General features: G+C 70.9%; 13 protein-coding genes. 3 read left to right on the top strand and 10 right to left on the bottom strand.

The features are described 5' to 3' along the window. Nucleotides 1-24: 24 nt before the first annotated feature. Nucleotides 25-630, bottom strand: a complete 606-nt coding sequence (gene ruvA, locus OG432_RS29200) for a Holliday junction branch migration protein RuvA (RefSeq protein ID WP_328313932.1) — start codon at nucleotides 628-630, stop codon at nucleotides 25-27. Next, nucleotides 627-1,157, bottom strand: coding sequence for a crossover junction endodeoxyribonuclease RuvC (gene ruvC, locus OG432_RS29195; RefSeq protein ID WP_120725158.1), 531 nt, complete (start codon nucleotides 1,155-1,157; stop codon nucleotides 627-629). Before ruvC ends, ruvA begins: the two co-directional genes overlap by 4 nt. 316 nt (nucleotides 1,158-1,473) lie before the next feature. Here ruvC and OG432_RS29190 point away from each other — a divergent pair, with 316 nt between their 5' ends. Then, complete coding sequence (locus tag OG432_RS29190; protein ID WP_328313931.1) at nucleotides 1,474-1,785, top strand: hypothetical protein; 312 nt, start codon at nucleotides 1,474-1,476, stop codon at nucleotides 1,783-1,785. 75 nt (nucleotides 1,786-1,860) lie between these two features. Here the strand turns inward: OG432_RS29190 and OG432_RS29185 are convergent, their stop codons facing one another. The 7 genes from OG432_RS29185 to pgsA all read right to left on the bottom strand — a co-directional run bounded on the left by OG432_RS29185 (nucleotide 1,861) and on the right by pgsA (nucleotide 8,029). Then, the gene (locus tag OG432_RS29185) at nucleotides 1,861-2,613 is read right to left on the bottom strand and encodes a YebC/PmpR family DNA-binding transcriptional regulator (protein ID WP_328313930.1); all 753 of its coding nucleotides are present in this window, start codon (nucleotides 2,611-2,613) and stop codon (nucleotides 1,861-1,863) included. Between the two features lie 114 nt (nucleotides 2,614-2,727). Beyond that, on the bottom strand, nucleotides 2,728-3,315 hold the full coding sequence (gene pdxT, locus OG432_RS29180; protein ID WP_328313929.1) for a pyridoxal 5'-phosphate synthase glutaminase subunit PdxT: 588 nt from the start codon (nucleotides 3,313-3,315) through the stop codon (nucleotides 2,728-2,730). Nucleotides 3,316-3,321: 6 nt separating this feature from the next. After that, nucleotides 3,322-4,242, bottom strand: coding sequence for a pyridoxal 5'-phosphate synthase lyase subunit PdxS (gene pdxS / locus OG432_RS29175; protein WP_328313928.1), 921 nt, complete (start codon nucleotides 4,240-4,242; stop codon nucleotides 3,322-3,324). Between the two features lie 180 nt (nucleotides 4,243-4,422). Further along, nucleotides 4,423-4,968 (bottom strand): hypothetical protein, encoded by a 546-nt coding sequence (locus OG432_RS29170; protein ID WP_328313927.1) that lies wholly within the window; start codon nucleotides 4,966-4,968, stop codon nucleotides 4,423-4,425. Nucleotides 4,969-5,313: 345 nt separating this feature from the next. Further along, nucleotides 5,314-6,474 carry a glycosyltransferase family 4 protein gene (locus OG432_RS29165; protein ID WP_328313925.1) on the bottom strand — a complete coding sequence of 387 codons (1,161 nt, stop codon included), beginning with the start codon at nucleotides 6,472-6,474 and terminating at the stop codon, nucleotides 5,314-5,316. Continuing rightward, complete coding sequence (locus OG432_RS29160; protein WP_328313924.1) at nucleotides 6,471-7,367, bottom strand: phosphatidylinositol mannoside acyltransferase; 897 nt, start codon at nucleotides 7,365-7,367, stop codon at nucleotides 6,471-6,473. Before OG432_RS29160 ends, OG432_RS29165 begins: the two co-directional genes overlap by 4 nt. Beyond that, nucleotides 7,364-8,029 (bottom strand): phosphatidylinositol phosphate synthase, encoded by a 666-nt coding sequence (gene pgsA / locus OG432_RS29155; RefSeq protein WP_328313923.1) that lies wholly within the window; start codon nucleotides 8,027-8,029, stop codon nucleotides 7,364-7,366. Before pgsA ends, OG432_RS29160 begins: the two co-directional genes overlap by 4 nt. Before the next feature lie 272 nt (nucleotides 8,030-8,301). Here pgsA and OG432_RS29150 point away from each other — a divergent pair, with 272 nt between their 5' ends. Further along, a complete protein-coding gene (locus OG432_RS29150; RefSeq protein WP_328313922.1) occupies nucleotides 8,302-10,500 on the top strand; it encodes an elongation factor G-like protein EF-G2 in 2,199 nt (732 codons plus the stop codon). 164 nt (nucleotides 10,501-10,664) lie between these two features. Next, the gene (locus OG432_RS29145; RefSeq protein WP_328313921.1) at nucleotides 10,665-12,338 is read left to right on the top strand and encodes a hypothetical protein; all 1,674 of its coding nucleotides are present in this window, start codon (nucleotides 10,665-10,667) and stop codon (nucleotides 12,336-12,338) included. Nucleotides 12,339-12,340: 2 nt separating this feature from the next. Here OG432_RS29145 and OG432_RS29140 read toward each other — a convergent pair whose 3' ends face one another. After that, nucleotides 12,341-12,898 (bottom strand): HIT family protein, encoded by a 558-nt coding sequence (locus tag OG432_RS29140; protein WP_328313920.1) that lies wholly within the window; start codon nucleotides 12,896-12,898, stop codon nucleotides 12,341-12,343. Nucleotides 12,899-12,939 lie beyond the last annotated feature (41 nt).

The following is a 12,939-nucleotide window of genomic DNA, read 5'->3' as shown; positions in this document are numbered from 1 at the left end:
GTCCCGGCCGCGGGGCCCGCCCGCTCAGCGGGCCCGGTTGAGGGTCTGCAGAGCGGCCTTGAGCAGGGCGCCGATGTTCGGCTTGTCCGAGGCCTCGGCCTGCGGCGCCACCGCGGCGACCGCCTCGTCGGCCTCGCGGGTCGCGTAGCCGAGCCCGATGAGGGCGGCGTGCAGTTGGTCGCGCCAGCCCGAGGTCACCGGGGCTCCGACGGCCGGGGCCGTGCCGACGGGCGCGCCGAGCCGGTCCTTCAGCTCGATGAGCAGCTTCTGGGCGCCCTTCTTGCCGATGCCGGGCACCGCGGTGAGCGCCTTCTCGTCGCCGGTGGCGAAGGCACGGCGCAGCGCGTCCGGGGTGTGCACGGAGAGGACGGCCTGGGCGAGCCGGGGGCCGACGCCGTTGGCGGTCTGGAGCAGTTCGAAGACCTGCTTCTCGTCGTCGTCGGCGAAGCCGTACAGGGTCAGCGAGTCCTCCCGTACGACGAGGGAGGTGGCGAGTTTGGCGTGCTGGCCGATGCGCAGTTCGGCCAGCGTGTTGGGCGTGCACTGGAGGGCCATGCCGATGCCGCCGACCTCGACCACCGCGGTGTCGGGTGCGAGGGCGGCGACCGGGCCGCTGACGAAGGCGATCATCGGGTGACCTTCCGTACGGAGTGCTGGGCGTGGGCCTGTTGGAGTCTGTTGAGGGCGGGGGCGCGCCAGATGTGACAGATGGCGAGGGCCAGCGCGTCGGCGGCGTCGGCCGGTTTGGGCGGGGCGTCGAGCCGGAGCAGCCGGGTCACCATGGCACCGACCTGTGCCTTGTCGGCGCGGCCGCTGCCGGTGACGGCGGCCTTGACCTCGCTGGGGGTGTGCAGGGCGACGGGGATGCCGCGCCGGGAGGCGCACAGCATGGCGACCGCGCTCGCCTGGGCGGTGCCCATCACCGTACGCACGTTGTGCTGGCTGAACACCCGCTCCACGGCGACGAATTCGGGCCGGTGGGCATCGAGCCACTCCTCGATGCCGCGCTCGATGGCGACCAGGCGGTGGCCGAGCTCGGCATCCGCGGGGGTCCGCACGACACCGACGCCGAGCATCGTCAGCGGCCTGCCCGCGAGCCCCTCGACCACGCCGACACCGCACCGGGTCAACCCCGGGTCCACGCCCAGTACCCGCACCGCGCTCCCTCCCTGATTCCAGCCGTCCTGCCCGCAGGCTATCGGCCCGCACTGACAACGCCCGTCTCCGCGGCGCGACTCGGGCGGGTGCGGCGACCCTGCCGGGCGGCCGCGCACCGGAATTAAAGCGTCGGCAAAAGGCACGCCCGGTTGATCAAGATATTTCCGATACGTCAATCGTGAATTCCAGGAGGTGGAATTCCCGCATTGCCCGCCCTTGTGCGGCATCGATAGGTTCCCGGAACAGACAGGAACGACCATCCTGTTCCCGGCGGAATTATCTGTTCGCCGGGTTTTTCGAAAGAATCGGGGAACCATGCGCAAAATCATGAAGGCCGCGGTCGCCGCGTCGCTCGTGGCCGGAAGCGTCGCCATAGCCGCGCCCGCCCAGGCCGCGACGGCGACGCCGATGTCCATGCACCGGGGCACCAGCGGCTGCTTCAACTGGTCGTGGGCCGACGGCGTCTCCACGACCACCGTCTATTTCCACAACACCTGTAACTACACGTCCACCATCAACATCTGGTGGCAGCAGGGCAGTTCGACCTACATGCGCGCTTCCACCGTCGGCCCCGACGGCAAGGGCAGCCTGTGGCACGACGGGTCGGTGCGGAGCATCGACGGCTGACCCGGAGTCGAAAGTGGCCCGCCGACGGTCTCGTCGGCGGGCCAATTCGGTTTTCTTCACCGGAGCGATTTCCGGTCAGGCGTCGACCTTCTCCATGACTTCGTCGGAGACGTCGAAGTTGGCGAAGACGTTCTGGACGTCGTCGCTGTCCTCCAGCGCGTCGATCAGCTTGAAGATCTTCCGCGCGCCCTCTTCGTCCAGCTCGACCTGCATGGTCGGGACGAAGTTGGCCTCGGCCGAGTCGTAGTCGATGCCGGCCTCCTGGAGCGCCGTGCGGACCGCGACCATGTCGGTGGCCTCGGAGATGATCTCGAAGGAGTCACCGAGGTCGTTGACCTCCTCGGCGCCCGCTTCGAGAACGGTCTCCAGGACGTCGTCCTCGGAGAGCTCGCCCTTGGGCAGGACGACGACGCCCTTGCGGTTGAACAGGTACGAGACGGATCCCGGGTCGGCCATCGAGCCGCCGTTGCGGGTCATCGCGACACGTACGTCGGAGGCGGCACGGTTGCGGTTGTCGGTGAGGCACTCGATGAGCACCGCGACACCGTTCGGTCCGTAACCCTCGTACATGATCGTCTCGTAGTCGGCACCGCCCGCCTCGAGACCGGCGCCGCGCTTGAGCGCGGAGTCGATGTTCTTGTTGGGCACCGACTGCTTCTTGGCCTTCTGCACGGCGTCGAAGAGCGTCGGATTGCCGTCGATGTCGGCGCCCCCGGTGCGGGCCGCGACCTCGATGTTCTTGATCAGCTTCGCGAAGAGCTTGCCGCGCTTGGCATCGATCACGGCCTTCTTGTGCTTCGTCGTAGCCCATTTAGAGTGGCCGGACATCTGCCTGTCTCCTTCGCGTAACCCATTCTGCGTCGTTCGGCAGAGATCCTACCGGGACCCGGCCCGCCCGTCGCCCGGCCCCCGCTTCGCGCGGGGCGGCGAAGCGGGCGTGCTTCACGCGGCGCCGCGCACCATGTCGACGAACAGCGCGTGCATGCGGTGGTCGCCGGTGAGCTCGGGGTGGAACGAGGTCGCCAGCGCGTTCGCCTGGCGCACGGCGACGATGTGGCCGCCGTGCTCGGCGAGCACCTCGGCGCGCGCGCCGACCGACTCGACCCAGGGCGCGCGGATGAACACACCCTCCACGGGACCCACGCCGGCGACCTCGACGGTCGCCTCGAACGACTCGTTCTGGCGGCCGAAGGCGTTGCGGCGGACGATCATCTCGATGCCGCCGAAGGTCTCCTGGCCCGAGCGCGGGTCGAGGATCTTGTCGGCGAGCATGATCAGCCCGGCGCAGGTGCCGTAGACGGGCAGGCCCGCGCCGATGCGCTCGCGCAGGGGCTCCAGCATGCCGAAGAGTCCGGCCAGCTTGGAGATGGTGGTGGACTCGCCGCCGGGGATGACCAGGCCGTCCACCTCGGCGAGTTCCTCGGGGCGCCTGACCGGCCTGGCCACGGCGTCCGCCGCGGCCAGGGCGATGAGGTGCTCCCGTACGTCGCCCTGGAGGGCCAGTACGCCGATGACGGGGGGGTTGTTCATGAGTGATTACCAGCCACGGTTGGCGTAGCGCTCGGTCTCGGGCAGCGTGTCGCAGTTGATGCCGACCATGGCCTCGCCCAGGTTGCGGGAGGCGTCCGCGATGATCTTCGGGTCGTCGAAGAAGGTGGTGGCCTTCACGATGGCGGCGGCGCGCTTGGCCGGGTCGCCCGACTTGAAGATGCCGGAGCCGACGAAGACGCCCTCGGCACCGAGCTGGCGCATCAGCGCGGCGTCGGCCGGGGTGGCCACACCACCGGCGGAGAACAGCACGACGGGGAGCTTGCCGAGCTCGGAGACTTCCTTGACCAGCTCGTACGGGGCGCGCAGCTCCTTGGCGGCGGCGTACAGCTCGTTGTTGTCGAAGCCGCGCAGCTTGGCGATCTCGTTCTTGATCTGGCGCAGGTGGCGTACGGCCTCGACGACGTTGCCGGTGCCGGCCTCGCCCTTGGAGCGGATCATGGCCGCGCCCTCGGCGATGCGGCGCAGGGCCTCGCCCAGGTTGGTCGCGCCACACACGAACGGCGTGGTGAAGGCGAACTTGTCGCTGTGGTTGACCTCGTCGGCCGGGGTCAGGACCTCGGACTCGTCGATGTAGTCGACGCCGAGCGACTGCAGGACCTGGGCCTCGACGAAGTGGCCGATGCGGGACTTGGCCATCACCGGGATGGAGACCGCGCCGATGATGTCTTCGATCATGTTCGGGTCGGACATCCGGGCCACGCCGCCGTCCTTGCGGATGTCGGCGGGAACCCGCTCCAGGGCCATGACGGCGACGGCGCCCGCGTCCTCGGCGATCTTCGCCTGCTCGGCGTTGACCACATCCATGATCACGCCGCCCTTGAGCTGCTCGGCCATGCCGCGCTTGACGCGTGCGGTGCCGACGGCGGGGCTGTCGGCGTTCGGGGTGCTGGAAGGGGTGCTGGACACGGAGCGACCTCACTGAACGAAGAAAGGGATTCTGCTGACCCGAGAGAACCCCGGCCACCCGGTCCACAGCAAGGGCCAATACTGAGCCGGTGGATCGTTTTCGGCCCCGCGGTCCGGGGGATCCAGTCACGGCGGTCCGCCGGATCAGGTGCCCCGGTCCGCCGGATCAGGTCCCCGCGGTCAGGTCCCCGGCCGGTCGGCCAGCGCGGTCGGCGGCTCGTCGTCCATCTCGAAGGCGAGGGGGAACGGCGCGTGTCCCGCGAGCCGCAGCCAGCGCACCGTACGGTGCCTGCGCAGCGCCCGCACCGCCCGCACGGCGTCGTTGTGGAAGCGCCGCGCCATGGGCACCCTGCGCACCGCCTGAGCGAGCTCCTCCGCGGCCTCCACCCCCCCGGGCGCCTCGCGTACCGCCTCGACCTGTGCCGGCTCCCCGAAGACGGCCCGCAGCGCCTGGCTGAGCTCGCTCTCGGCGACCTCGCGGTGCTCCTCCTCCGCCTGGCGCGCGGCGTGCGCGGCCTCGTAGAGCACGATGGACGCGGCCGGGTCCAGCACCCCGCTGGTGGCGAGTTCCTGGGTGACCGATGCGCGGCGCAGCAGTTGGGCGTCGAGGGCGGCGCGGGCCGCGTCGATGCGGGCGTGCAGCCGGTCGAGACGGCCGGCGGTCCAGCTGAGATAGAGGCCGATCGCGACGAGGGCGACGACGATCCAGATGAGGGTTACGGTCACGGGCCGCAAGGCTACCGGGGCGAAGCCTTGCCGGGGTGGCCCATGCGGCCCGCCTCGGCCCGTCCGGCTGCTCGGCGCCGGCCGACGCGGCCCACTTCGGCCCGTCATTCAGGCCCCCTGGCCCTTGGGGCCTTGGGGCCTTGGAGGAGATGGAGGACGAGCGCCCTCAAGGCCTGACCGGGGTCTGGGGCTGAGCCCTGCAACCCCGCTTACGTCTGCGACCCGTGCCCGCGCCTCGCGCAGTTCCCCGCGCCCCCTGACGGGGGCCGGCCCCGGTCGGGGCGGGCAGGGCGGGCAGGGCGGGCAGCCGGGGCCACCTCCGTACGCCGCGGAGCGACCCGGGGGTCAGTCGCGTGCCAGCCCGAACCGCGCCCGGAACCCGGGGCGTTCGTCCGCGGCGACCGCGGCCGCGCCGTGCGTCACCGTCTCGTACACCGCGAGGATGTCCGCGCCGACCGTGGCCCAGTCGAAGCGCCGCACGTGGGCCGAGCCGCGTTCGCTCAGGCCCGCCCGGCGGCCGGGGTCGGCGAGCAGGCGCACCGCGGCCGCGGCCAGGGCGTCGGCGTCCTCGTTGGCGAACAGGTCTCCCGCCTCGCCCTGGTCGAGGACCTGCGCGAAGGCGTCCAGGTCGCTGGCGAGGACCGCGGCGCCCGCGGAGAGCGCCTCGACCAGGATGATGCCGAAGCTCTCGCCGCCGGTGTTGGGCGCGACGTACACGTCCACGCTGCGCAGCAGGCGCGCCTTGTCCTCGTCGCTGACCATGCCGAGGAATTCGACCCGGGAGCGCAGCTCGGGCGGCAGGGACGCGACGGCTTCCTCCTCGTCGCCGCGGCCCGCGACGAGCAGCCGGGCCTCGGGGCACTCGGCGAAGATCTTGGGCAGCGCCTTCATGAGGACCGGCAGGCCCTTGCGGGGTTCGTCGATGCGGCCGATGAAGCCGAGAGTCTGGCCCTGCCAGTCCTTGTTCGGCTCCGCCTTCGCGAAGAAGTCGACGTCGACGCCGTTGGGGATCACCACCGCGTCACCGCCCAGGTGTTCCACGAGGGTGCGGCGCGCGTACTCGCTGACCGCGATCCGTGCGCTGATCTTCTCCAGGGCGGGCTGGAGGATCGGATACGCCGCGATCATCGCGCGGGAGCGGGGGTTGGAGGTGTGGAACGTCGCCACGATGGGGCCCTGCGCGGCCCAGCAGGAGAGCAGGCCGAGCGAGGGCGAGGCCGGCTCGTGGATGTGGATGACGTCGAAGGTGCCGTCGTGCAGCCAGCGCCGCACCCGCGCGGCGGAGAGGAACCCGAAGTTGAGCCGCGCGACCGAGCCGTTGTACGGGACGGGGACGGCCCGGCCCGCCGAGACGACGTACGGCGGCAGCGGGGTCTCGTCGTCGGCGGGGGCGAGCACCGACACCTCGTGGCCGAGGCGGACGAGGTGCTCCGCCAGGTCGCGGATGTGGAACTGGACGCCGCCCGGGACGTCCCACGAGTAGGGGCAGACGATGCCGATCTTCACGGCCTTCGCTCCTCCAGGTCCGCGAGCCACAGGCGTTGCAGCATGTGCCAGTCCTCGGGGTGGTCGGCGATTCCGGTGGCGAAGGCATCTGCCAGCGCCTGTGTCATGGAGGACGTCCTGGAGGCCCGGTCACCTGTCCCGGGCACCTCGATCGGCGGGTGCACGCGCCCCTTCATGATCGGCGAGTCGTCGTACCAGAGCGTCACCGGCAGGAGGACCGCGCCGGTCTGCTGCGCCAGCATGGCCGGGCCCGCGGGCATCCGGGTCGTCTCGCCGAAGAACGTGACCTCGACGCCCGAGGCCGACAGGTCGCGGTCGGCTACCAGGCAGACCAGGCCGCCCGTGCGCAGCCGCCTGGCCAGGGTGCCGAAGGCGGAGCCGCCGGTGTGCGGCAGCACCTCCATGCCGAGGCTCTCGCGGTAGGCGACGAAGCGGTCGTAGAGCGTCTCGGGCTTGAGGCGCTCGGCGACCGTGGTGAACGGGATGTCCAGCTTGCTGGTGACCCAGGCGCCCGCCAGGTCGTAGTTGCCCATGTGGGGCAGCGCGACGACGACTCCGCGCCCGGAGGCGAGGGCGTCGGCGAGGTGGTGGACGTCCTCGGGCACGAACCCGTTCGCCATCCGGTCCCTGCTCCACGACGGCAGCCGGAAGGACTCCATCCAGTACCGCATGTACGAGCGCATGCCGGCCCGGGACAGCTCGGCCAGCCGCGCCGCGGAGGCGTCGGGGACGACTCTCGCCAGGTTGGACTCAAGACGCAGCACGCTCTTGCCGCGCCGCTTCCACACCTGGTCGGCGATGCTCCGGCCGAGCCGGGTCGCCGCGGGTTCCGGCAGCTTCTTGACGGCCGCCCAGCCGAGTCCGTACAGGGCGTCGGTCAGTCGGTCCTTCATGCGCCCGCCTCACCGGCCGCCCGCGCGGCGGCCGCGTCGGCCTCGGCGGACTCCCGGCGGACGGTCACCACGCGCTGGATCAGCGTGACCAGGCTGCCGGCGGCGACGATCCACAGCGCGATCGGCAGCAGCACCTGGATCCCCGGCACACCGAAGGTGTGCAGCCCGGCCAGGCCCGCCGCGACCAGCGAGATCACGAGGCGTTCGGCGCGCTCGACGAGACCGTTGACGGCGACGGGCAGGCCGATCGCCTCGCCGCGCGCCTTGGTGTAGGACACCACCTGGCCGCTGGCCAGGCAGAAGATGGCCACCGCGCACAGGGCGTTGTCGTCGCCCCGGCCCGCGTACCACAGCGCGAAGCCGCCGAAGATCGCGCCGTCGGCGACCCGGTCGAGCGTCGAGTCGAGGAACGCGCCCCAGCGGCTGGAGATCCCGGCCTGGCGGGCCATGTTGCCGTCGACCAGGTCGGAGAACACGAACAGGGTGATGACGATCGTGCCCCAGAAGAACTCTCCACGGGGGAAGAAGACCAGCGCACCCGCCATCACTCCGGCCGTACCGATGAGGGTCACCGCGTCGGGGCTGACTCCTCGGCGGAGCAGAAATGCGGCGAACGGCGTGAGGACACGCGTGAAGAATGCACGCGCGTACTTGTTCAGCATGGCCTTCCCGAGGGGTCGGTGTGGCCGCGCGGCCCCTGCTGGCCACCGGCCGACCCATCGTAGCCACGACTGGCGGGCCGCACCGCCGGGCACCCGCCGGGCGGCCCGCGGGCCACCGTGCGCGTGAGGTCGCGTACGACGTATGGACGCACCGTGACCGGAGTGCAAAGCTCGAAATACCGCGGGCGTCGCTGATGCCGCCTCGGCACGCGGAGTCCGCGTGTCCGCGCCCTCTCACCACCTCACCGCGCACGAAACCGGGAGGAACGGACATGGGCGACAAGGCACACGCACACCCCGGGGCCGCCGGCAGGGCTCCGACGGCCGACCACCCCGCATCCGTACGGAACGTGGTGCTGGTCGGCCACAGCGGATCCGGAAAGACCACCTTGGTGGAGGCGCTGGCGCTGGCGGCGGGAGCCGTCAACCGCGCGGGCCGGGTCGAGGACGGCGGGACCGTCTCCGACTACGACGACATCGAGCACCGCCAGGAACGCTCCGTCCAGCTGTCGCTGGTCCCGGTCGAATGGGGCGGATTCAAGATCAATCTCTTGGACACCCCCGGATACGCCGACTTCGTAGGGGAACTCAGGGCCGGTCTGCGCGCCGCGGACGCGGCTCTTTTCGTGGTCTCCGCCGCGGACGCCATGGACGGCTCGACCCGGATGCTCTGGGAGGAGTGCGCGGCCGTCCGGATGCCGCGGGCCATCGTGGTCACGCATCTGGAGGCGGCCCGCGCCGACTTCGACGCCATGACCGAGATCTGCGCCAAGACGTTCGGCGGCGACGACCCCGACGCCGTGCTGCCGCTGTACCTGCCGGTCCACGGCACGCCGGGCCCCGACGGACACGCCCCGGTGACCGGTCTCATCGGGCTGCTCTCGCAGCGCGTCTTCGACTACGCCTCGGGCGAGCGCAAGGAGACCGGACCCGACGCGGGCCGGCTTGCGCTGATCGAGCGGGCCCGCAGCCGGCTCATCGAGGGGATCATCGCGGAGAGCGAGGACGAGACCCTCATGGACCGCTATCTCGGCGGCGAGGACCTCGATTTCGCCTCGCTCGTCGCCGACCTGGAGCGGGCCGTCGCCCGCGGCACCTTCCACCCCGTCCTCGCCGCGGCGCCCGCCGCGGACGGCGCCCGGCACGGCCTCGGCACCATCGAACTGCTCGAACTCGTCACCGGCGGCTTCCCCTCCCCCCTGGAGCGGGCCGCACCCGACCTCACGACCCCCGAGGGCACACCGCGCCCGACCCCGGCCTGCACGGCGGAGGGCCCCCTGGTCGCCGAGGTGATCAAGACCTCCTCCGACCCGTACGTCGGCCGGATCAGCCTGGTACGCGTCTTCTCCGGCACCCTGCGCCCCGACGAGACGGTGCACGTGTCCGGCCACGGCCTGGCGGACCGCGGTCACGAGGACCACGACGTCGACGAGCGGATCGGCGCCCTGTCCTCGCCCTTCGGCAAGCAGCAGCGCTCGCTGACCCGGTGCGTCGCGGGCGACCTGGCGTGCGTGGCGAAACTGTCCAGGGCCGAGACCGGAGACACCCTGTCCGCGAAGGACGATCCGCTCCTGATGGCGCCCTGGGACATGCCCGACCCGCTGCTCCCGCTGGCGATCGAGGCCCACAGCAAGGCCGACGAGGACAAGCTGTCGCAGGGCCTGGCGCGCCTGGTCGCCGAGGACCCCACGATGCGGCTCGAACAGAACGCGCACACCCACCAGTTGGTGCTGTGGTGCCTGGGCGAGGCCCATCGCGAGGTCGCCCTGGAGCGGCTGCGCAGCAGGTACGGCGTCCAGGTCGACGTCGTACCGCACAAGGTGTCGCTGCGCGAGACGTTCGGCGCGCGCTCCACCGGACGCGGCCGGCACGTCAAGCAGTCCGGTGGCCACGGACAGTTCGCGATCTGCGAGATCGACGTGGAACCGCTGCCGCCGGGCAGCGGCGTCGAGTTCGTGGACAAGGTGGTCGGCGGCTCGGTCCCGCGGCAGTTCATCCCGTCGGTCGAGAAGGGCGTACGGTCCCAGGCCGCGAAGGGCGTGGCCGCGGGCCATCCGCTCGTCGACGTACGCATCACGCTCGTGGACGGCAAGGCGCACTCGGTGGACTCCTCGGACGCGGCCTTCCAGACCGCGGGCGCCCTCGCGCTGCGCGAGGCTGCCGCCGACGCCCGGATCCACCTGCTCGAACCCGTCGCCGAGGTCCAGGTCATGGTCGCCGACGAGTACGTGGGCCCGGTGATGAGCGACCTGTCCGGGCGCCGCGGCCGGGTGGTCGGCACCGAACAGGCGAGCCCGGGGCGCACGTTGGTGCGGGCCGAGATCCCGGAGATCGAGATCGGCCGGTACGCCCTCGACCTGAGGTCGCTCTCGCACGGCACGGGACGGTTCAGCCGCAGGTACGCACGGCACGAGCCGATGCCGCCCCAGATCGCCGACAAAATCCGTGAACAGGGAGAACAGGGACGATAGTTGACATAGTCTCAGAAAGCTGCCCGCCGCGATCCCCGTGCGGCGGGCCGCATTGCGACGTCCCCTGACGAGCGGGCCGCGACCCCGATACGCTGGGGTCCCAGATCAGATGGTGTGCGGGGTGCGACGGCCGGGAACAGGCCGCGGAGCGACGGCGCGCGGCGATGGGGGCGGCAGTGACGACAGAAGAGCCATTCTTCGACTTCTTGCCCAGGCCACAGGTGCCGCTCCAGGGCTCCGCGGGCCAGACGGCGGCGACCCAGGCACTCGCCTCGGCCGCGTACCGGGACACCCCGGTCCAGGACATACTCAAGGCCAACAACGAATGGCACGAGTCCGAGGTGACCAAGGGCAGACTGTCACTCCTCGAACCCAATCTCGGCGAGGCGTTCGCCCGCGCCGTGCAGTCCAGGATGCTCGGCGCCACCCGCAAGGGCATCATCCAGTCCTTCGGCACCGAACCCGGCACCATCGTCGAGCACTGCCTCGCCTCGATCCGCATCCGCAAGGAACGCGACAGCAAACTCACCCTCGTCATGGCCGTGTTCGGGTTCCTCTTCCTGCCCGGCATGCTGCTCTGGCTCGGTATCTTCCAGCTCCGCCGCACCCTGGCCGGAGCCAAGGACCGCCGGGCCGGGGCGCTCGGCACCGTCCTGCTCGTGGCCGCCGCCGGCCTCGCCGTCCTCTTCCTGATCAAACTGCCCTTCCACGGCTTCCTCGGCCTCTACCTGCGCGCGATGCTCGTGGCCCCCGTCGTCGGCTGGTACTGGGCCAAGGTCATCTGTGAGAAGACCGCACGCGACCTGCGCTCCCGCTGGGACAGCCTGCTCGGCGGCGGCGGCATAGGAGCCAGGATCCCCGAGGCCGTGCCCAAGAGCGCGGCCGCGGGCTCGGCGGAACAGCTCCGCCAGTCCCTGGTCAAACTGGCCGCCGAAGACCAGTCCAACGTCGTCTTCTACGCCGGCCCCAAAGGCATACTCGGCATGGGTACCCGCTGGGGCAGCTGGCAGCTCGCCGAAGAGCTGGAACCCAAGGAAGCCGGCAAGGAAATCCACGGCTTCCGCAGCTGGGACGTCATACGGGCCATCCAGGACCGCCTCCAGCTCCTGGAACGCGGCCCGCTGCACACCGGCGGCTTCCCCACCCCGTCCATCAAGAACTGGGTGGTCTCCCCCATCGGCGAGGGCGCCAAGGAGGTGTCACGGCCCAGCGGCCAGGACATCGACAACTTCCAGGTACGCCAGCACGAGATACAGCGCATCTGCAACGAGCAGCAGTTCTCCAGCGGGAACCGGCACTACCTCGGCATCCAGTTCACGCTGTGGGACGGCCAGTTGGTCATCACCATGATGGTCACCGTCACCGTCCTCCACGAGACCCTGCGGATCGAGGTGACCGGACACGCGCTCGGCCCGGTGCACCCCCTGTTCACCACCAAGCCCGCCCCCAAGACCAAGGAGGTCGACAAGACCTTCAAGTTCTGGGAGAAGAAGACGGTCCAGCTGCCCCTGGTCGACGCCACCGAGGTCGTACGCCTCGCCGCCCGCGCCCCGCTGACCTGGTACCCGCCGCTTCTCGACCACCTGGGCGGCCGCATAGCGCTGCCCGAGCCGTTCGGCCTGCGGCACGCCTGGGCGGACAAGCCCTGGCGCCACCGCTTCATGGCCGACGACGCGATGCGCGCGGCGACACCGGTGCTGCGGGTGGTGCACTCGGCGGCCATGAAGGTGCTCGACGAGCACGGAGTGAACACCGAGCGTTTCACCAACCGCTCCTCGATCCTCAGCGGCCTGGTCCAGGACCCGGCCCCGAGGAAGGCGGACGTGTACGACGCCTGAGCCTAGGAAGGCCAGGCGTCGGCCAGCATCGCGCGGGTGTCCGCGAGGAGTTGGGGCAGCACCCGGGTGTGGCCGACCACCGGCATGAAGTTGGTGTCGCCACCCCAGCGCGGCACGATGTGCTGGTGCAGATGGGCGGCGATCCCGGCGCCGGCCACCGAGCCCTGGTTCATGCCGATGTTGAACCCGTGCGCCCCGGAAGCGGCACGCAGCGCGGTCATCGCGCGCTTGGTGAGGTCCGCGAGCTCCGCGGTCTCGGACGCGTCAAGCTCCGTGTAGTCGGCGACGTGACGGTAGGGCACGACCATGAGGTGCCCCCCGTTGTAGGGGTAGAGGTTCAGCACGGCGTACACGTGCTCGCCGCGCTTGACGATCAGCCCGTCCTCGTCCGACTTCGCCGGGATCGAGCAGAACGGACACCCGTCGCCGGACTCCGGTCCCGTCGGCTTGTTCTCGCCCTGGATGTACGCCATCCGGTGAGGCGTCCACAGGCGCTGGAACGCGTCCTGGACACCCACTCCGATCTGCTGCTCCGGCTCACTCGTCATGCGAATCAGCATATGACCTTCCCCTGACGCACGAAGAAGGCCCCCGGGAAGTG

Origin of the sequence: Streptomyces sp. NBC_00442, assembly GCF_036014195.1 — a bacterium.
GTDB lineage: Bacteria > Actinomycetota > Actinomycetes > Streptomycetales > Streptomycetaceae > Streptomyces.
This window is presented reverse-complemented; position numbering and strand designations above follow the sequence as displayed.